The sequence below is a fragment of the Siphonobacter sp. SORGH_AS_0500 genome, from assembly GCF_031453245.1.
Classification (GTDB): Bacteria; Bacteroidota; Bacteroidia; order Cytophagales; family Spirosomataceae; genus Siphonobacter.
The window spans coordinates 3,955,678-3,976,923 of sequence record NZ_JAVIYT010000001.1 but is presented as its reverse complement, the minus strand read 5'-3'; the positions used below and the strand labels follow the sequence as shown (position 1 = coordinate 3,976,923).

Below are 21,246 nucleotides of genomic sequence, written 5' to 3'. Positions count from 1 at the left end.
TAAATATTCACAAATAACGAGCAGGTCATTTGTGAATATTTATATCAAATCTACCATTTGTAATTTCAACTACTTGACTAGGGTCTTTTACAGAAACCGCTTTAAAACTAAAGGTTCCGGCTATAATGCCGTCTGTATAATGTCCGGAGTGGGTAATCGTAACTTCTCCTGTGTATTTAGTATCAGTTACGAAATACGTATCATTCTTATAATAGTAACCGTAATTTTTGGGAATTCGATTAAATGGCTTTACTGAAGTTTCTTCATTTAGCTTATAATTTCCTTCCTCATCTCCATTAAGAAAAAAAGAAACCCGTTCTCCATTTTTCATAGAGCCTGTTAATTCGATACCTACCCTTGGTGGAGTGTCTGGAATTTCATAGTACCCTCCCGTAATAGCCTTATCCCCCATAAAGCCCGGGCCTCCGTTAGGTATCCAAACTTTTCCATTTACCTTACAGGCAAATGTATTGTTTCCTGACTGCGTTTCAGGAGGAAGTTTCTCCTGATTACAATTAGTTACCAGGAGAAGGATAGCCAAAGCCCAATGATGTTTTATGTCCATATGTATGAAATAGTTATAAATCAATTGATGTTTGAATTCTTTAGAACGAGCTAGCTAACACACTATATACGATATATGTTACTGGATACCTAATTTAGGTATCCAAGATGATTTTTGCTAAAATTAATACTTAATGTAGTAATTATTAGGACTTGTATTAGGTCATATTATGAATAAAATTTAATTATTAGTTATGATGAATAAAAAAATAGGCACTTAAACAAAAAGTATGGAATAAATTATAATAGTCCATTATATTAATGATCTAATTCGATACAGGTAAATAATAGATAGGAAGATTTATAGACTTACAGATTAGTTGAATCTACTAGTGCAATACTAGTTACTTTTTTATAAAAACAATAAATACTAAGTATTTATTGAAAAATAAATGTGCCTTTAGATAGGATTTTGCAGAAGGAATGAAGCTTATGTTTATTTTTAAATATTTTAAAATAAGCTCTGGCTTAGCTTTGATTAGTGCTTGAATAGTCTATAGGATAGGTAGTGCTCATTTTAAACTAAAAGCCAAAGTAAAGATAGGTTTAGATATCGTACGAAATATACTATCTATAATAGACATGCTGCGAATTGATTGCCAATTAATTAACTAGATAAACCCGTTGTGCATATAAACAAAATCGGAGATGGCTGGCGGGCGTTTGGACAGCTAATCGCTGTATTTTATATCAAAATGATCAGCCTATTCGAAAGTTTTGCGAGGGGAAAGGTTTAGATTTAGTCTTGTTTCATGCCTTTATCCTGATGGAATGGTTATATGCACAACGGGTTAGATAAAGATTCTATAAAGTAGCACATACGCCAAGGATCGTATTTAGCCTAGAAGTTAATTTTAAACGATTTCTTTCTACTAACACGATATCGTTTGATTTTACCGATCACATGTTCAATGATTACTTGCTCTTTAGCCTGAATTTTATTGTATTTTTTTGATCATTCGTCAGTAGAATTGATTATCTTTTTTTTTGATCGGAATATGTAGCTCCGCACAAGAATAGGCGTTTAATAACCCTTGGAAACCGCTGTCAACGCTTAGACGAATTTCCTCAAACCAATCCAATGCGGGCGTGAATTCTTGATGAAAGAGAGTTAAGTCAAGACACTTGCCTGGATAGTAAGCACTGATGTAGCGTCTTTTGCAAGACTTATTGCTGATAATCAAATGTTTGTGTGTATGTCTTTTTTCTGCCTGAATAATAATCGGTTTGTACTTGAGTCTGCGAAGGCCGATGGGTAGCCTGCTTACTACCATCAAGAATAATTTCCGTTTCTCCGGCAACACACGCTTTAAATTCATCGACACTAGCAAAATTCCGACAAAGCATAACTCCTTGTCAGTCAAGCGTATATTCTAGTAGCTTGCGAAATTGCCCATAGTTCCGCTGAGCATTAGATCAGTCCGTATGAATCAGTAATCCTAAGTTACCGTAACTCAGGTTATTTTTTATTGGTCAATGATTTAAGTTGTAATAAAGCCAATTTCCTTTTTTCGGAAGAAAAATCTAATTAAATCAGGCCTGCGATGCAGCTGATTAATTTGCTTTAGAACAGCATGTTGCAGTTGGTTCAAGTCAGTAAAGACCAGGTTCTTTAGGCTTCGTTTAAGGTGACTCCAGACTAGTTCTACTGGATTCAGGGTGGGGCTGTAAGCCGGCAGGTATTCTAAATGAACTCGACCAGGCTTGTGGCGTAGGAAAGCTTTAACGGCTTCACTGCGATGGATACTAGCTATATGCTAAATCACCCGTAGATTGCGTTTGCGGTAACGTCGGCAGAGTTGGGTCAGAAAGTCAATAATGTCGTCTCCTGAAAACGGTTGATCTTGCCCAGCCACATAAAGCCGACCCGTGGGAGTATAAGTATAAGATTCGATTGTATATGACTTGCGTTTAATTATATTTTTTTGTTAGTGTACGATTTATTTTCAGTAAAGTACTAATGTTTAAGCGTTTTTTTCTAGTCATCATATTTTGTTTTTTATGTAATCTTATAGAAGGTAATTCGATGAAATGATGAATACATGAACACAAAATAAGTAATGGCAAAACACAACTTACAATGACTAATCCATAAGCAGTGTCAGATAAATGTTTAGTTTTATCAAAACCTAATAAAAATTTAAATACGACGTAAATAAAAAAGCCATGGAATAAATAGATAACATATGTACATTGACCTAAAAATAACGAAAAAGATCTGGTTAATAATCCAAAGATGTCGTTTCCCAAAGCAATAAGGGTAAATACTATTGAAAGTAAAAGTAAGGTGGTCAATGGGTTGGGATTCCTTAGAGAAATAGCTGCTCCGTAGCATCCAAGAATTATAAGTGTGGCTAGCTTACTCCTTGCGAATAGTTTAAATTCAGATTTTTTTACCAAATACACTGCTGGAAGTCCCATAAGAAAGGCAGCTATCAGAACATAGTCAACGTAGTGGGTAGCAGCTATTGAAATGCTTAATCCGGTTGCTAAAATTAGTACTATTCGTGGTACATTAACCTTGAAAAATAGAAATCCAATTAAAGGTAGCATACTATAAAACAACCACTCATAAACTAAAGTCCAGGTTACCCCTGCTAAAATGAGCAGAGTATCATGAACCTGATTAATATACGGAGCTTCATAAAGTGTAAAGAGAACCCAGTTTAAACATTGAGTAGTTACACTAAAAAAGGAATCATGAAGTTCCCCTTGAGATAGGAATGCAACTAATAGGAAGAGAAAACTTATTGCTAAAAGATACACAGGACCTAATCTAAGTAGCCGCCCCCGATAAAAATGAAACCAGTTTATAGATTGCTTTTTACTATCTTTTAGTTTAGAAAAAAATAAAAAGCCTGTTATCATGAAAAAAAGCATGACACTATGGGCTCCTAAGCCAGCGAATAATCTGGACTCAGGAATTTGCCATTGTCCTTTTTGGAGGTAAACTCGCCAACAATAAGTATGATGTAAGAAAACAGAAAAGGCTAGGTAGCCTCTTAACCCATCGATGGACTGATATCGCCCGCTTTCCTGTGAAGAAGGAAACCAACGCTGAATGATCCAGGCCGTAGTAATAGCCGTAAGTAAAGCGTAGAAAATAAATAATAGTGGAGACTGGAGCATAAGGCTAGGCGGATAAAATAGGTTTTTTAAATGAGAGAAGAGCTTAAGCCTACTTCCATTTAAAAATAATGTTATTGGCTGTATAACAGATGTTAGAGCGTTAGATAAGGCTAATGACGGAAAGCCTAATAATAATTTATGAGGATGTTAATGAAGGTCACAAGAGGAATGTATCAAATATGGATTTAGAGGTAGATAATCAGGGTTTGGCATGATCAGTAGATTAGAATGTGCAATTAAACAAGACTTGAATAATTAACATATACAGAGGTTAATAGGCTGAAAATTGCACCAAAGTAATGCATAAAGAATAGCTAATACCGATGTGTCTGGTAATCTTGCTTAATCAAGAAATAGCATTTAACCCATTGATTATTACGCCAGGGTTGAAACCAGCACAGGCCCATGTAAGATGGATGACCGCTCATAAAAATACAGTTTAGCTAGGTATATTGATACAATAATACAGATTTATATGAAGATAAAAAACAGCAACTGCTAAGTAATTAAAAATGAATACAATTGCTTATTATTATGTGCTATATAATGGAAATTTATACTTAAGTTATAAAAAGGCTGAAGAAATTTTTCTAGTTCCAACTAAAAGTTAACAAATGGGTAGTAGTGAACTTTCAAAACTGCAGTCAATTAGAGCCTGGCTAGTAGGATAACGTATTTAAAGATGGACTACGCTCTCTATACGTCTGGGCTGAATGATCGAAAAAGCTGGTTTACTCATGCAGATTATAGGTTCTACCAAATCTTTAGGCCATCGATGAAAGGGTTATACTTCCGTTGGTATAGAAAGGGGCAATGCTGATCCTCTAAAAGCAATACCCTCCTTATAAAACAAATAGTGATTTTATAAGGAGGGTATTTATGAATGAATAACTAACCAAATGATTAACATTCACCTGAACCTAAATCACAGCTATCAGCCTGAGCAATAACTTGTGGTTTAGACTCTTCGATTACCTGCCGTAGGGCATTTACGAACGTTTCGCTGGGCTGAGCCCCTGATAAAGCGTATTTATTATTGAGAATAAAAAAAGGAACCCCTGTCACGCCTAACTGACGAAAATAATCCATTTCCTGTTCTACAGAATCACGGGCGATGTCTGATTTTAAAATCTCCAGGGCTTCTTTTTTGTCCCAACCCGCCGACTCCAGCACCTGTAATAAAACGGCTTCCTGGGTTAAATCAATTCGGTCTACAAAATAGGCTTTCAATAAAGCTTCTTTGGTTTCTGCCTGATTGCCGCGTTCGTATGCTACGGTTAATAAACGGTGCAGATCAAACGTTGAAATGGCTTTAGGAAGCTGACTGAAATCAAAATCAAGACCTACTTCATTGGCAACCTGTTCTACGCGTTGAAACATACTTTCGGAGCGTCCCGGACCGAATTTCTTTTCCATGTGTTCTGAAAAAGAAATACCTTGTTTAGGAACACTCGGATCAAGTTCGTAAGGGTGATAAACAATTTCTGCCTTTACCTCTTCGCCCAGGGTTTGTAAGGCTGACTCCAGCCTTCTTTTTCCAATATAACACCAAGGACAAACAACATCAGAGACAATATCAATACGAATAGGAAGAGCCATAATCGGTTTGTTTATTTTTTAAATATATGCCGTTACACAAAATAATTTTAGACTAATTTCTTAACTTATTAGTGCTGAAAATAATTCCGATTAATCGCATAACTTGGTATCTAGTTCACCCCAACGGAAAACCTTATCCATACCCGCTAATTATATGATTACTGTACCCGCCTGGCTGGAAGAAATGCTTAATTCCACGTATGAGCTTTCTCAAGAAGACTGGATTTTTTTAGCTACCCATTTGCAGAGGGTGACGTTCAAAAAGAAGGAAATTATTCTGGAATACGGGCAGATGGAACAATACATGTATTTTCTAGAAAAAGGGCTGGTTCGCCTATTTACAGAAAAAAATGACCGTGAAGTTTGTCTGGACTTCATTTTTGAAAAGCAGGCATTTAGCTCTTTTATCTCGCTTTCCACCCAGAAGCCTTCTACCTTATGTATACAAACCTTAGTACCTAGCACGGTGATTCGTTTACCCCTTGGAGCAATGCGGCAGTGGCTAGAGGGTTCCGATTCCGCGGAAAGGCTGGTGCGTCGACTGATTGAAAATCGTCTGGTTGACAAACTTCAGAAAGAAATCAAAATGTTAACCATGACAGCAGAAGAAAATTATGAAAGCTTGTTGAACGAATCACCCAATATTGTTCAACAAATACCTATTAAAGACATGGCTTCTTATCTGGGTATTCATCCTGATAGCTTAAGTCGAATTCGTAAGCGGACGATGCTTCCCTGAAATTGAAAATTGGCACTTTTCTGACAATAATCAGAAATTTACTCTGAAGAAATGCTCATTTTTGTGCCTGGCTTTTTTGTAAAGAAAAGCTTTTTTGAACACGAGAGGTGGCGGCCTCCCGTGTTTTTTTATTCTACAATTCGCAGTTTAGCGAAGCTGAGTAATAACGTTTTCTCTCCCTGACTATCAAACTGAATGACGGCCTTCGCTCCGTTCTGATCGTTGGAAATTAATTTTACTATGCCAAAGCCGAATTTTTGATGTTCTACCCGCTGACCAGAAGCTAGCTTTCTAGGATCTGAAGCTTTAAAATCACTGCTCGGTACGTGCGTTGAAATAGGCGTATTAGAACGGGTAGGAGGTGTTTTAGCCTGAGAACCCCCGTTCTGAGCCGCCCGATTGGCTACATTCCGAAGGAAAGCTGCTGGGGTTGGGCGATCGGAATTTCGCTGAGCCTCGGCCATACGCCGAGCGGCCTGCCGACTGATGCGAACGTATTTTTCATCAATTTCATCCATGAACCGGCTAGGCTCACAGGGTTTCAGTCGACCGTATTGGTAGCGGGTTTCAGCATAACTCAGATACAGACGTTTTTCGGCCCGGGTGATCGCTACGTAAAACAAACGCCGCTCTTCTTCCAGATCCTCGCTTGACTGTAACATCATCTGGCTGGGAAATAAATCTTCCTCTAAACCAACAATGTAAACGACTTTGTATTCCAGTCCTTTCGCCTGGTGAATGGTCATCAGCGTTACCCGATCGCTATCACCGTCCTCGTCTTCCTGATCAGCATTGGTTAACAAAGAAACGGTCTGTAGGAACGCTCCGAGCGATTTATCTTCGTTTTCGGGATTGTCTACAAACTGTTTAATGGAGTTCAATAATTCCTGTACGTTTTCGTAACGGCTGAGCCCTTCGACGGTTTTATCATCATATAACTCCTTCAACACGCCCGATGCTTTCGCGACGTGACTAGCCACTTCGTAAGCATCCTTGGTATCAATGAGCAACTTAAATGACTTAATTAGATCGGCGAAGCCTTCAATAGCCGAGCCCGAACGGCCCGTGTTATACTGCTGAATATTAGCGACAACTTCCCAAACTGGAATAGCCTGTTCGGCAGCGGTAACGGCAATTTTTGCAATGGTCTGATCGCCGATGCCACGTTTGGGCAGATTAATGATTCGTTTGAAGGCTTCTTCGTCACTCTGGTTGAGCGTGAAGCGAAGATAGGCCAGTAAGTCCTTGATTTCCCGACGCTGGTAGAAGGATAATCCACCGACAATCCGGTATTTGATATTCAGTTTGCGAAGCGATTCCTCGAACGAACGCGACTGCGAGTTAGTGCGGTAGAGAATCGCGAAATCGTTGTTACTGAGGCCGTGATTCAGTTTTTCTTCGAACAGGGATGTGGCTACCAATCGACCTTCCTCTACGTCGGAAGCGGCTTTAATAACCTCGATGAGATTACCGTTTTCATTTTCTGTGAAAACTTCCTTGCGTAACTGCCGTTTGTTACGGGCAATGACCGAGTTCGCTGCTTCAACAATAATTTTCGTCGAACGATAGTTCTGTTCCAGACGAATCGTAGTCAGATCCGGGTAATCTTTCTCAAAGTTGAGAATGTTCTGAATGTTGGCTCCCCGGAAGGCATAGATTGACTGGGCATCGTCACCCACCACGCAGATATTCTCATGAATGGCCGCTAGTTTCCGGGTAATCAGGTATTGAGAAACGTTGGTATCCTGAAACTCGTCCACCATTACGTACTTGTAACGGTGCTGATACTTATTAAGCACCTCCGGAAAATCCCGAAAGAGAACATTGGTATTGAATAACAGATCGTCAAAGTCCATGGCATTGGCCTTGAAGCAACGATCTACGTATAACTTATACAACCGACCGATTTCGGGCAAGCGGGCTGCCGCGTCATCCGCCTGAATAATAGGATCAGCGATGTAGGCATCCGCCGAAACCAGCCGGTTTTTGGCCCCGGAAATTCGGTTAAAAACGACGTTAGGTTTATAAATTTTATCATCCAGCCCCCGTTCCTTAATAATGGATTTGAGCAAGGACTTGGAGTCATCTGTATCATAAATTGAAAAGTCGGAGGTATAACCCAGCGACTTCGCTTCAAAACGCAGAATCTTCGCGAAGACACTGTGGAACGTACCCATCCAGATGCCCCGAGCTCCGGTTCCTACTACCTTTTCAATCCGGGCCCGCATTTCTCCGGCGGCTTTGTTGGTGAAGGTCAGGAGTAGAATGGAAAAAGGATCCACCCCCTTTTTGATGAGATGAGCCGTACGCTGGGTAAGTACCCGAGTCTTGCCCGAACCTGCTCCGGCAATAATCATCAGGGGGCCTTCGGTATGTAAAACAGCCTGAGCCTGAGGCTCATTAAGGCCTTTTGTGATATCTTCGAACATGGCAATAAGGAAAAAAGAGGGAACGAACTAAGTCCGTTCCCTGAAAGCATAGTCAAAGATAATAAATTGTTGGGGGCTATGGAAGTATCTCTTAAAGTAATGGGATTTGAAGATTGATGGAATAACGTCTGGCATTGTGAGCCCTGCAACGGGCCAGCAGATCAGATAGATGCATGGGTGGTTGCTTTACACAGGGCGAAATGCGGAATATACGTGAAGGGTTGCCCGGCTGGTGAAAAATTTCGAAATTACCTGCCAATTCTTAGCGATCAATGCCATGACTCATTATACACGAACCCTGTTCAGCGTAGGTTTTCTTTCCATAACCTCCTTCACTGCCTTCGCTCAGTCACCTGAGTTGGGGCTGAGAACTACTCAACAGTCTCAGGTAACTTCCGTTAAAAATCAGGGAGGAACAGGTACTTGCTGGTGCTTTTCGTCAACAGCAATGATCGAATCGGAGTGTCTGCGGAAAAATCTCGGCGAATTTGATATTTCGGAGATGTTTACCGTTCGGAATATTTACCTTGAAAAAGCTCGTAATTACGTGCGTCGGCAGGGAAAAGCTCAGTTTGATGAAGGGGGGCTGGGTCACGATGTGCTGAACGCCATTACTTTATACGGTGCCGTTCCCGAATCGATGTATTCCGGTTTGAAAAACGGCGAGACGAATCATAGCCATGGGAAACTGGTAAAAGATTTGAAAGCCTATCTGGCAGAGGTCATGAAAAAGTCACCCATTGACCCGAACTGGGAAGAGGGCTATACGAAGATTCTGGATGAAAAATTCGGAACAGTGCCTGCCTCATTTGACTATAAAGGAAAAACCTATACGCCCCGCGAATTTGCGGATCAGGTATTGCAGTTTAATCCTAACGATTACGTTAGCCTGACCAGCTTTACGCATCATCCTTTTTACAAGTCTTTCGTACTGGAAATTCCCGATAACTGGGCTAACCAACGTTACCTGAACGTACCGCTGGAAGACTTAACTGCCGCAGTAAAACAGTCGCTCAGTCAGGGGTATACCATCATGTGGGATGCTGATATTAGTAATCTGGGCTTCAAACAAGACAAAGGTTTTGCGGTAGCCGTAATTGATAAAAGTGACAAAGCCGATTCGCCGGATGTGAGCGAGAAAAAAATTGATCAGTCGTTTCGTCAGCAGTTATTCGACAGTCAGATTACCGTGGACGACCACCTCATGCAAATTGCCGGAATGGGCACTAACGCAACGGGAAAGAATTTCTATTTAGTGAAGAATTCATGGGGTGACAAAACAGGACCCTACAAAGGATACATCTACGTTTCTGAACCCTATTTTGACCTGAATACCATCAATGTTATTCTGCCGAAAGCGTCCTTGCCCGAGGCTATCAAAAGCAAAGTGAATCTTTCAGAATAAATAGTTGATAGCAATTGCCGCTACGGTTGTCAGTGGTTCGATTGATAGTCAACATTTTATAACAAAAAGTATATTATTCTCTTATTACAAAAACTTAAAAGGAACAAAATCCGATGATTTTGTTCCTTTTTTTGAATGAGGTATTAGTAAGATATATCTTTTGTACTGCTTGCTGCCAGCCAAACACATTCAGTTTTGCTGAAGAGGTAGTTCGCTTATGCCGCTGGCAGCGGTAAATTAGAGACTTTTTTGAGGAATAAATTTATTTGATAAACAACTAACAACCGCAGCCGCTAACAACCACTTACCCCTTAAAATGTTCGTTCCCAGAAGTCAACCGTTTTTCCTAATACATCGATATAAGTAATCGAACTTTCTTCGTCTCCGTATTTCCGAATTTCGGGTAAGGGTGTATGACCGACAATCTGGTGAAAACCTGATATATAATGCCCTGCCGTCTCCCGCTGATCGGCCCAGACTAGCCCGCCCGTAGCACCCGGATTTCCGCCGCGAATGGCTCCGCACTCAAACAAGGCTTCCCGACCAGCAGCCGTTTCCTGTAAGGCATTCAAGGTATCTGCTAAATGGTCGCCTTTAATACCATGCTTACGGGCCCAGAGACGGGATACCCCCGCGTGCGTAAACAAATAATGATCAAGCTGGTAAGCGACCTGAAAAGCCGACTGATGCTCCCGGTAAAAAGCCGTCCATTTCTTTTGCATGTAAAACCGAAAACCCGAGCAGGGATGTTCTGGATAATGCAAATAAGCCACGTCGTGATTTCCCAGTAACAGCACAAACTTCTCCGGTTCAGCTTCTTTTAAAGCTACAATTTGCTTTAAAACCTCATCCGTCTGTTCATCCGAAAACTCTTTGGAATCAACGTAATCGCCCATGAAAATGACCTTATCCGCTGCGGCTATTGGGGCTTGCTGCCAGTTGGTTCGTCCGTGAATATCACCAATCGCTAATACATTCATGAAAGCATAGTAGAAAAGGATGTTCCACTACTTCTTTTTGCGTTGCTCTTTCTGGCGTTTGCGATTATTGTCCAGCAATTTTTTTGCCTCGGCTCGCTGAGACGTTTTCTTGTCCGCAAAACGGATCACTTTTTCGTAATACTGCTTCGCTTCCTCCAGATTTCCTTCGCCATCAGCAATTTTTCCGAGGTTCAAGAGAGCCGACGTATGGTAACCCGATTCGGTAGCTCCATTCATTTCCGCAAAAGCAATTGTGCGTTTGTAATACTCTTTTGCTGCCGGAATATTATGATAAAAAAAGTGATTGTAATACGCCAGAATATACGCGGCGTAACGACCACTGACAGGCTCGTAGCCAAACTGACGGTTGTCATAGCGTTCCAGGATGGCTTTCGATGCCACATCGGCTTCGTTAATATGCCCCGTTACGAAACATTCGCGGGCATACATGCGGTGAAAATAGGGATTCCAGGGATAGGTGATGTGCAGGTAACGAGCCAACTGATACCCCTTTTCGTGCTGATTTTCAGAAGCATAAATCTGAAGTAAAAAGTATTGAGCTTCCGTTCGGCTGTAAAAGGCATTGCGGGAAACCCATTCCAACTGACCGATTCCTTTTTTCTTATCACCCTCGTGGAAAAACCAGAAAATGGGTTTTAAAGCCGAGTAATTTTCCGGTACCCATTGTCGGTAATAATTATACAGACCGTCGCCGAAGGCCATTTCGGGAGAAAAATCTTCGTGACCTTTACATTTTTCAAAATACTTCAATGCGTTTTTTCCGGCATTACTCGCTTTAAGCCATTTTTTCCGCTCAGCGTACATTCGGGATTTGAAGGCATACGAGGCGGCTAGAAAGAAACTGGCTTCAATTTCCTGATTCCCACCCTGATCATACAATTTTTCGGCTTTTTCAATGGCTTCGTCCATGAATAACTCGCACTTCGCATCGTACATATCGTTATCCGTGTTCGGAACGATTTTCCACCATTCTGCCAAGCCAAACAGGAAATAGGGGAGCGGATGCTCAGGGTAACGAGCCCGCAGGTAACCAAACTCCTTCAGAGCTTCTGGAAAGTTATAGTTATACATAGCGTTAATCGCGTCGGTCGCTTCGATCTGCACTTCGGTGCGTTTCAGGAGCATTCCACCCGAGCGGGCCTGCTCATTTTTCTCCGCCGTTTCAAACCAGGATTGTGCCGAAGAAGTAAGGGTAATTAGGACTAAGAAAAAGGTTACTAAATTGATTTTCATGGCTTTGAAAAAAGCTCTCACGGGATTGTACGTTACAGAGTAGCTGTGGTAAGATCAACGGCAATTATTAAAAAGTCGTTTAAATTTAATCTGAATTTTTTTCGTTTTGACACTTACAAAGATAGGAAAGCTAATTTTGGGTTTTCAATGAATGAAAAATTGACTTTTCCTTTGAAGATCAGCGAGCCTTCAGGTAAAGGAAAGCGTACGGTTTTATTGGTTTCTCCCTGAAGTAATTCTTGTTTGCCCCGTGGAAAGGCAGTCTTTATGTACTCAAACTTTCAAACGAAAGCAAACCTGAAACGTACTTCCCTAATCCCAACTCAAGTGATACAGATTCACGATAAACATTTTGACATTTTTATTGATCAGGAAACGCTGGAAGCACGAATTGCGAAGCTAGCCGAGCAGATTGATCACGATTATGCGGGGCGGTGTCCCTTATTGATTGCCGTGCTGAATGGCTCGTTTCTGTTTGTGGCCGAATTGATGAAAAACATCAGGATCGATTGCGAAATTACGTTCATTCGCCTTAATTCTTACGAAGGTACAGGCACGACGGGAAAAGTGAAGCAGATCCTGGGTTTAAGCGAAGAAATCAGCGGTCGTGATGTGATTATTATCGAAGACATCGTAGATACGGGTCATACCATGGCTGAGTTACTGGGTCAGGTAACGGCGAAAAAGCCCCGGTCCATTGAAATTGCAACAATGCTTCACAAGCCCGAAGCGACCCGCATTCCGGTAACATTGAAGTATGTAGGCTTTGCGATTGAAAATAAGTTCGTGCTGGGCTACGGACTGGATTACGACGGTCTTGGCCGGAACCTGCCCTGTATTTATCAACTGGCGGAGTAGATAGAGTGGTTAGTGATGGGTTGAGGGTTGTTAGGAACTTTACTGTGGTCTGTGATTGGTTTCACAGGCCACTTTTGTTATAAAGCAAATGGTAATGAGAGTTGTTAGTCATTGGTTGCTGGTTGTTAAAAAGTACGTAATGCGATGTCATTTTATCTCTAAAACGAACAACTAATCACTAACAACTAAATCACCAGCGTCTTGCCCGTTTGGTAAGGAGCCAGAAGACTGGATTCGGGCGAAAGTTCGGTAACCAGGTAATCGATTTCTCGCAGATCTGCCACTTTCATGGACATAACACTGTTCATTTTCTCAGATATTGCAAGAATTGCAATCTTTTCGGAGGCACGAATCATGGCTTTCTTGGCCTGTACTGTTTCCCAGTTTGAATCGGTTAGCCCTTCTTTAGCGTCTAATGCGTTGGTTCCCATGATACACAGGTCTACGCGAATCTCTGACAACCGTTGATATACGTCGCCGCCCACGGCCATCTGGCTGTAGCGGGAAATGGGGCCGCCAATCATTATAATTTCCAGATTTGGCTTATCCAGTAATTCTACGGCTGTTAATGGATTGACCGTTAGGAAAGTAGCTTTCAGCTCATTCGGGATCATCTTGATAAACTCCCGAATGGTCGTACCACCGCCCATCAAAACCAGCATTCCGTCTTTTAATAAGGAAACTGCTTTTTCTGCAATGAGTTTTTTGCTGTCATGGGCGTAACTCTCTACGGGTTGCGAAGAGTAGTGATAAGCCTTAGACATCGCTCCACCCCGTATTTTAATCAATTTTCCCTCGTCGGCCAGGTCATTAATATCCCGGCGAATGGTATCCTCCGAAACATTAAGGGTATTGGCTAAATCCGTAAGGGTGATACGGGTATGAAGGTTCACTTGGTTTATAATCAGATCCTTACGGTCTTCTTTTAAGAAAACGACTGACATTCGTTAAGTGGATTACTGTTGAATAAACAAAGGTAAAAAAAATCAGCAGGGAGTGGCTACCGTTTGCTGGCTACTAGTGAAATTCCTGAATCTTAAAAAGCATTAATAGTATCGTAATATATCTAAAAATGCATATTTTGCAATTAATAATGCTGTAAAAGTAATATTTTATGGTTGATAATGCATGATAATGGTCATTTTGTAAAATTTTATTTGCAAAGTCGATAAATAAGTGCCTATATTTCGCAAAAAATGCAAATAGCTTGCAAGTTATGCGGATTAACCTGGCAAGTCCATTTGGAAAATCCTTATCCTGTACTTCTATGAAAATTCTACCCTCCTGTTTTCCTGGCCGTTTCGGAAGGCTCTTTGCTTTCTTCTGGCTCATCGGAATTCCTGCGATAGCCCAGACTATCACCGGAAAAGTAACCAATGCTGGTGACGGAGCTCCGTTACCCGGCGTTACGGTTGTCGAGAAAGGTTCTACCAAAGGAACTGTTACTGACGCTCAGGGACAGTTTACCCTGATGGCGGCTGAAAATGCAACATTAGTATTCTCTTATGTAGGATTTCTGTCACAAGAAGTAGCCGTTGGCGGACGGACGAATCTGGAAGTGGCCATGAAAGAAGATACCAAAAGCCTGAACGAAGTAGTCGTAACGGCCTTAGGTATCCAGCGGGATAAAAAAGCTCTGGCTTATTCGGTAACGGAAGTAAAAGGCTCTGAGTTTACCCAGGCTCGTGAAAACAACGTAGCCAATGCCCTTTCTGGTAAAATTGCCGGGGTGAATGCTACGGGTCTTTCGACAGGACCTGGCGGGTCGAGCCGTATTATTATTCGTGGGAATGGTTCATTAACGGGAGCGAACCAGCCCCTTTATGTAATTAACGGGATGCCGATTGATAACACTACTCCTGGTGGAAGTGCGACAGCCAACGGTGGGCAGGGTAACGTGGACCGCGGCGATGGGATTGGCGGAATTAACCCCGACGATATTGAAAGCATGAGTGTTTTGAAAGGTGGTACTGCGGCTGCTTTATACGGCTCACGGGCTGCTAACGGGGTTATCTTGATTACCACCAAGAAAGGGCGTGCTCAAAAAGGCATTGGTGTCGACTTCAATTCAACGTTCACCACAGAAAGCATCGCCGTTGTGCCTGATTGGCAGTACGAATACGGACAAGGAGACGGAGCAGCAAAACCAACTACGCAGGCTCAGGGCATTGCCTGGGGTCGTCGTTCCTGGGGTGCTAAAATTGATGGTTCTGATTTCGTTGCCGCTGATGGCTTAACTCATCCTTACGTTGCCCAGCGGAATAACCTGAAAAACTTCTATCAGACGGGTAAGACTTTTACTAATACGTTAGCCGTCAATGGTGGAAATGAGAATGTTAACTATCGATTCTCCGTATCTGACCTGGACGCTAAAGGCATATTGCCAACGCAGACTTATAATCGTAAAACGGGTAACCTGAACTTGAATGGCCGATTTGGACCTAAAATTGCGGTAGAGGCCTTGGCTCAATACACCATCGAAGCTAACAACAATAAAACGGGGGCGGGGGATGCTTTGGGAAATCCCAACTGGACTCCTTATATGATTGGTAATACCTCAGACATTCGCTGGCTGGCTCCAGGGTATGATGCAAACAATAATGAAATTGCCTGGAATGATGCTTCCATTGCTTCCAATAGCTACTTCGTTATCAATAAATACAAGCAGAACGATACGAAGAACCGTTTTATCGGTCAGTTTGGTTTGACTTACAACATCCTGGATAACCTGTATGTGAAGGGAACGGTTAGCCGCGACTTCTTCAACTATCAGTATAAATACATCCTTCCGACTGGAACTTTATACGTTCCTAACGGCGAGTATAACGAACTGAAGACCGACGTAAGCGAAACCAATGCAATGGTAACGGCAAACTATAATACCAAGATTGCTTCTACTATTGGTCTGTCGGCTCTCGTTGGAGCAAACCGTCGTGATTATAACTACAACCAAATCAATATTGCGGGTAGTAACTACGTACTTCCTTACTTCTACAGCTCTACGAACTTAAGAACGATCACTACTACTCCGCTGAATCAGAGAGTACGTACGAACTCGGTATTTGGATCATTAGATTTAGATTACAAAGGCATTGCGTTCTTAACCATGACGGGTCGTCAGGATTGGTTCTCTACCTTGAGTCCTAAAAACAACTCTATTTTTTACCCATCCATTGGTGGTAGCTTCGTTCTGTCGCAGGCAGTAGAATTACCCCGGGCGATTGACTTTGCCAAGATTCGGGCTTCCTGGGCTCAGGTAGGAGGGGCTACGCCTGATCCTTATGCCATTAATCTGACGTATTCAATGGTACCTAGTTCAGGACAACCCTTGCAGAACGTAACCAGTACGGCTATTACCAATGCAGGGCTGAAACCTTTGACTTCTACCACTTATGAAGTGGGGGTTGACTTACAATTCCTGAACCGCCGGGTAGGGTTAGACCTGACGTATTATAACCGTTCTACTACCAACGACATCGTGCAGACGAGCATTAGCGAAACATCTGGCTATAATTCGGTGTACATGAACGTAGGTAAGATGAGTAACAAGGGTATTGAAGCCTTAGTAACGTATAGCCCTATTCGTCGGAAAAATTTCGGTTGGGACATCAGCTATAACGTAGCCTATAACGACAGTAAAGTAATCAAACTGGCGGATGGTATTACGTCTTTACAAATGGCTACATCGGTAGGAAACTGGGCTTACATCAACTCGATTGAAGGCCGTTCGTACGGAACAATCGTGGGTACGACTCGTCAGCGGGATGCGAATGGTAACATTATCTACGATCCAACGACGGGTTATGCTTTAAAATCAAATCTGCATGAATTAGGCAAAGGGGTACCTCCGTTAACGATGGGATTAACTAACGAATTTCATTACAAAAACTTCTCGTTTAACTTCCTCCTTGATGGTAAGTTTGGTAACAAAATCTTCTCTGTATTAGAGGTATATGCGAACCGAATGGGTAAACTGAAAAGAACCCTTGACGGTCGTGAAAATGGCTTGACGGTAACGGGTGTGACGGCAAGTGGAGATGCCTTTACGAAGACGATTGCTAAGGAAAATCTGCGTCCTTATTATGACAATGATAAAAATTACACGGAACTCTTCCTGCATGATGCCAGCTTTGTTAAGCTTCGTCAGGCCATGGTGAGCTACAACATTCCGGTAAAAAACTTCAAACTCCTGAAACTTCAGTCAGCCAGTATCTCATTTGTTTCACGGAATATTCTGACGCTGTATAAAAACACGGACAATTTTGACCCTGAGCAAAGCTTTACGAACAGTTCGAACCAAGGTTTTGAATCGATTGGCTTGCCCAGAACCAGAAGTTATGGTTTGAATCTTCTCTTGAAATTCTAATTACCGACTACGATGAAAAAAAGATTCTATAAAATATATGCCTGTTTACTGGTATTGACCGCATTGCAAAGCTGCGACAAAGGCTTTGAGGCCTTGAATACCAACCCGGATGCTTCCAGTACGATCAACGGAGATTATGTATTCACGAAAGCTCAGTATGATGCCGTAGGAAACATGATCACGGGTTTACAAGGCACCATGCAATACACGACCAGCTACAATGACGTGGCAGGTTGGGGCTCTAAATACATTTTCAATCAGGGAACGGCCCCCTATGCGGTATTTAGTAGTGCCTATACGAAAGAGCTCAATGAAATGGGCGAAATCGTACGAGCTTTTGAGAAAGATCCAGCTCTAGTTAATAAACTGGCTATTGCTAAAATCTGGCAGGTGTACTGTTTCTCAAAAGTTACCGACTTATACGGTGATATTCCTTATAAAGAGGCTGCTCTTGGTTACGTATCGAGTAATTACAAGCCCATTTACGATTCACAACAAAGCATCTACACCGATCTTCTGGCTCAGTTAGAAACAGCAGTAGGCATGTTTGATGCGACGAAGACGACGTTTGGTGCTGCCGATATGATTTATGGTGGAGACCTGACGAAGTGGAAAAAATTTGCGTACTCTCTGATGTTACGCATGGGTATGCGAATGACTAAAGCCAATAGTACGCTGGCTGAGACCTGGGTGAAGAAGGCGATTGCAGGTGGCGTTATTCGTGATGATGCGGATCTGGCTAAAATCTCGTATCTGGCTTCTGGACAGATCATTAATCAAAATCCGTTGGCCTACTGGATGTTGAACAGTGATTATATCCTGGCTAATGGTAATAGTAACCCTGAAGGGGGCAAGTACGATAAGGTTTTTATTGATTACCTGAAAGCAACGAATGATCCGCGTCTACCCGTAATTTCCGTGGTATACGTGAATGGAAAAGCCAGTAATGACCCCTCCATTCAGAAAGGTATGGCTCACAACATTGCCAACACAAAACCTAGCGATTTCGTGACCTACTCAGAGCCTAACCAGAATACGCTTCTGAAGTTAAGTGCTCCGATGTTGGTATTAACCAATGCAGAAGTAAATTTCTATCTGGCAGAGGCAGCACTTCGGGGTTGGTATACTACTGAAACGGCAGCAAACCTGTATGCTTTGGGAACTCGGGCAGCGTTACGTCAGTGGTCGTTGTATGGTAGCGATGGCGTTATCTCTGATGCAAACATTAATGCTTATGTAACGGCACAAGCTCTGAAAACGGGCACTGTGGCGGCTCAGATGGAACAAATTCATACGCAGTTCTGGGTATCCGTATTTCCTAACTCTCAGGAAGTATTCCTCAACTGGAGACGTACGGGTTACCCCGCTCTGGTGCCGAATAACTACGCGGGTAATATCACCGGAGGACAAATTTTCAGACGAATGTTATACCCCGCAACGGAAGAAAACCTGAACGCTGAAAACTATTATAAAGTAGTGGCAGCTCAGGGAACCAATGAGTTTATGACTCGAATCTGGTTAGATAAGCAGTAATAATTTTGAAGGAGTGAATGATAGAATGAGTGAGTGAATGTAGGCAGCGTATTACCTTGAGGCCTCACTCATTTGAATAGTTCAGGAATGAAATACCTAGTAACCATAGTACTTTTCTTCATTGGTTTTGGAAATGGGTTCGCTCAAAGCGGGCTCATTCCTCAACCGGTAGCCTATCACCGGAACTCGGGCGAATTCACGCTTACGGCCTTAGCGAAACTTTCGTCCGATTCCGGTGTGCCGGCTGCTTTACTGAAACTGACCCAGGAGCAAATCCGCTCGTTGACCGGATTTACCTTGCCTGTGTCCTCTACAAATGCCTCTATTTCCCTGAAAATTGATTCGCTGAAGGTGTCCCATCCGGAAGGTTATCACCTGCGAATTCAACCCAAAAGCATTGAATTGATCGGGCACGATCAGGCCGGACTGTTCTATGGCGTACAATCGCTCGTTCAGTTGATTAGTCAGTCTTCCGACCTGCGATTACCAGCCTGTAGTATTAAGGATTATCCCCGGTTTTCGTACCGGGGTATGCACTTGGATGTCAGCCGCCACTGGTTCCGGGTGCCTTTTATTAAAAAGTATATTGATCTGCTGGCTCAGTATAAGTTCAACACCTTTCACTGGCACCTGACGGACGATCAGGGCTGGCGAATCGAGATCAAGCGTTACCCACAATTGCAGGAAACGGCGGCCTTCCGCAGTCAGACGCTGATCGGTCATAAACGCGAACTTCCTCACCGTTTCGACGGCAAAAAATACGGCGGCTATTACACGCAGGATGAAGTCCGCGAGGTCGTTCGTTATGCGGCCCAACGCCACATTACCATCATTCCCGAAATCGAAATGCCCGGTCACGCACTGGCGGCGTTGTCGGCTTTCCCGGCTCTGGGTTGCACGGGCGGGCCTTATCAGGCTGCTACCTTCTGGGGGATTTTCGATGACGTGTATTGTGCAGGAAACGACAGCACGTTCACTTTTTTACAACATGTTCTGGACGAAGTTGTCGAGTTATTTCCTTCAAAGTACATCCACATCGGTGGTGACGAATGTCCGAAGACCCGCTGGAAAAGCTGTCCGAAATGCCAGGCCCGGATGAAGCACGAAGGGCTGAAAGATGAGCACGAGTTGCAGAGTTATTTCATACAACGAATGGAGAAATACCTGTTGACGAAAAACCGTGAAATCATTGGTTGGGATGAAATTCTGGAAGGGGGCTTGTCGCCCGGAGCGACCGTAATGAGCTGGCGGGGAACCGAAGGAGGTATCGAGGCCATGCGTCAGAAGCATAAGGCCATTATGACACCCGAAATGTTTGTCTACTTCGATTTCTACCAATCCTTATATCCTCAGGAACAAGTAGCCGCTGCCTGGTATACGCCGTTAAGTAAGGTCTATAGTTACGAACCCGTTCCTGATTCATTAACTCAGGAAGAGGCCTCGTATTTACTGGGCGTTCAGGGAAATGTCTGGAGTGAATACTTATCGACAGATGCCAAAGCCGAATACATGATTTTTCCACGGGCACTGGCCGTGGCCGAAATAGCCTGGTCACCGAAAACGGGACGAACGTATACCGATTTTTTAAGACGCTTACGGAAAAATGAATCTTTACTTAAACGACTGAAGGTAAACTATGCGAAGGTTTTCGACGAAATTACGGACACCGTTTTAGTGACGGCACCGGGGAAAATTCAGCTTCGGTTAAAGACCACTTTACCTCAGGCAACCATTCGGTATACCACTGACGGAAGTGAGCCGCAAGCGACGAGTTCGGTCTATACTTCAGCATTATCCATTCCGAAAACGCAGACGATCAGAGCGGCGGTTTTTCAGGGTAAAGTTCAGCAGGGCCGGGTGTTCGAAAAATCATTCACCATTTCCAAATCCACAGGTAAGCCCCTTTTGCTGGCGACGGCTCCGAAGGGTAACTTCATTCCCTCCAGTTCACTCGTAGCGGTCAATGGTGTTCAGGGAACGGCTCGTTACAACACTGGCGAGTGGTTAGGATTCTTGGGTGAGAATGCTGAGTGGACGCTGGATTTACAGAAAACGGAAATGGTTTCCGAAATCAGCATCAACGTCTTAAAATACCACTGGCAGCGGTTTTGGGAACCCACGGCCCTGCACATGCTGGTTTCAGAAGACGGAAAAAATTACCGGGAAGTGTATCAGCACAAAGACTTCCCAATAAACGGAATCAACGAAATCAAAGGACAGTTTCAGCCCACCAGAGCCCGATTCGTCAAAATCAAAGCGGAGAATAAAGGAATTGTCCCCGCAGGCGAATATGGAGCCGGTAATAAGGCCTGGCTTTTGATGGATGAACTGATTGTGAATTGAGTTTAGAGTTTTGGGTTTAGGGTTACTGCCAATGCAGTTTTGAGTTA

14 protein-coding genes are annotated in these 21,246 nt (G+C 42.8%); 6 read left to right on the top strand and 8 right to left on the bottom strand.

What is annotated here, in order from left to right; genetic code table 11:
* Nucleotides 1-25 precede the first annotated feature (25 nt).
* The 4 genes from QE357_RS16890 to QE357_RS16880 form a co-directional block, all read right to left on the bottom strand.
* Nucleotides 26-565, bottom strand: coding sequence for a DUF6252 family protein (locus QE357_RS16890; protein ID WP_309709902.1), 540 nt, complete (start codon nucleotides 563-565; stop codon nucleotides 26-28).
* A 1,480-nt stretch (nucleotides 566-2,045) separates the two neighbouring features.
* Entirely contained in the window at nucleotides 2,046-2,309 is a 264-nt protein-coding gene (locus QE357_RS25055) for a transposase (protein WP_409050270.1), read from the bottom strand.
* Between the two features lie 166 nt (nucleotides 2,310-2,475).
* Nucleotides 2,476-3,693 carry an acyltransferase gene (locus QE357_RS16885; RefSeq protein WP_309709899.1) on the bottom strand — a complete coding sequence of 406 codons (1,218 nt, stop codon included), beginning with the start codon at nucleotides 3,691-3,693 and terminating at the stop codon, nucleotides 2,476-2,478.
* 903 nt (nucleotides 3,694-4,596) lie between these two features.
* Complete coding sequence (locus QE357_RS16880; RefSeq protein WP_309709896.1) at nucleotides 4,597-5,292, bottom strand: DsbA family oxidoreductase; 696 nt, start codon at nucleotides 5,290-5,292, stop codon at nucleotides 4,597-4,599.
* A 154-nt stretch (nucleotides 5,293-5,446) separates the two neighbouring features.
* Here QE357_RS16880 and QE357_RS16875 point away from each other — a divergent pair, with 154 nt between their 5' ends.
* Nucleotides 5,447-6,031 (top strand): Crp/Fnr family transcriptional regulator, encoded by a 585-nt coding sequence (locus QE357_RS16875; protein WP_309709893.1) that lies wholly within the window; start codon nucleotides 5,447-5,449, stop codon nucleotides 6,029-6,031.
* A gap of 128 nt (nucleotides 6,032-6,159) precedes the next feature.
* Here QE357_RS16875 and QE357_RS16870 read toward each other — a convergent pair whose 3' ends face one another.
* Nucleotides 6,160-8,460: a UvrD-helicase domain-containing protein gene (locus tag QE357_RS16870; protein WP_309709890.1), complete on the bottom strand. Its 2,301-nt coding sequence runs from the start codon at nucleotides 8,458-8,460 to the stop codon at nucleotides 6,160-6,162.
* A gap of 277 nt (nucleotides 8,461-8,737) precedes the next feature.
* On the opposite strand from QE357_RS16870, the gene QE357_RS16865 reads away from it, so the two are divergent.
* The gene (locus QE357_RS16865; RefSeq protein WP_309709887.1) at nucleotides 8,738-9,865 is read left to right on the top strand and encodes a C1 family peptidase; all 1,128 of its coding nucleotides are present in this window, start codon (nucleotides 8,738-8,740) and stop codon (nucleotides 9,863-9,865) included.
* Between the two features lie 311 nt (nucleotides 9,866-10,176).
* Here QE357_RS16865 and QE357_RS16860 read toward each other — a convergent pair whose 3' ends face one another.
* Both QE357_RS16860 and QE357_RS16855 read right to left on the bottom strand, forming a co-directional pair.
* Nucleotides 10,177-10,845, bottom strand: a complete 669-nt coding sequence (locus tag QE357_RS16860) for a metallophosphoesterase (protein ID WP_309709884.1) — start codon at nucleotides 10,843-10,845, stop codon at nucleotides 10,177-10,179.
* A 27-nt stretch (nucleotides 10,846-10,872) separates the two neighbouring features.
* Nucleotides 10,873-12,099, bottom strand: a complete 1,227-nt coding sequence (locus QE357_RS16855; RefSeq protein WP_309709881.1) for a tetratricopeptide repeat protein — start codon at nucleotides 12,097-12,099, stop codon at nucleotides 10,873-10,875.
* Between the two features lie 327 nt (nucleotides 12,100-12,426).
* On the opposite strand from QE357_RS16855, the gene hpt reads away from it, so the two are divergent.
* The gene (gene hpt, locus QE357_RS16850; RefSeq protein WP_309709879.1) at nucleotides 12,427-12,957 is read left to right on the top strand and encodes a hypoxanthine phosphoribosyltransferase; all 531 of its coding nucleotides are present in this window, start codon (nucleotides 12,427-12,429) and stop codon (nucleotides 12,955-12,957) included.
* Between the two features lie 185 nt (nucleotides 12,958-13,142).
* Here the strand turns inward: hpt and QE357_RS16845 are convergent, their stop codons facing one another.
* Nucleotides 13,143-13,901, bottom strand: coding sequence for a DeoR/GlpR family DNA-binding transcription regulator (locus tag QE357_RS16845; protein ID WP_106637933.1), 759 nt, complete (start codon nucleotides 13,899-13,901; stop codon nucleotides 13,143-13,145).
* A gap of 323 nt (nucleotides 13,902-14,224) precedes the next feature.
* On the opposite strand from QE357_RS16845, the gene QE357_RS16840 reads away from it, so the two are divergent.
* The 3 genes from QE357_RS16840 to QE357_RS16830 all read left to right on the top strand — a co-directional run bounded on the left by QE357_RS16840 (nucleotide 14,225) and on the right by QE357_RS16830 (nucleotide 21,199).
* Nucleotides 14,225-17,323 (top strand): SusC/RagA family TonB-linked outer membrane protein, encoded by a 3,099-nt coding sequence (locus tag QE357_RS16840; protein WP_198555296.1) that lies wholly within the window; start codon nucleotides 14,225-14,227, stop codon nucleotides 17,321-17,323.
* A 12-nt stretch (nucleotides 17,324-17,335) separates the two neighbouring features.
* Complete coding sequence (locus QE357_RS16835; RefSeq protein WP_309709874.1) at nucleotides 17,336-18,856, top strand: SusD/RagB family nutrient-binding outer membrane lipoprotein; 1,521 nt, start codon at nucleotides 17,336-17,338, stop codon at nucleotides 18,854-18,856.
* An 87-nt stretch (nucleotides 18,857-18,943) separates the two neighbouring features.
* Complete coding sequence (locus QE357_RS16830) at nucleotides 18,944-21,199, top strand: family 20 glycosylhydrolase (RefSeq protein WP_309709869.1); 2,256 nt, start codon at nucleotides 18,944-18,946, stop codon at nucleotides 21,197-21,199.
* Nucleotides 21,200-21,246 lie beyond the last annotated feature (47 nt).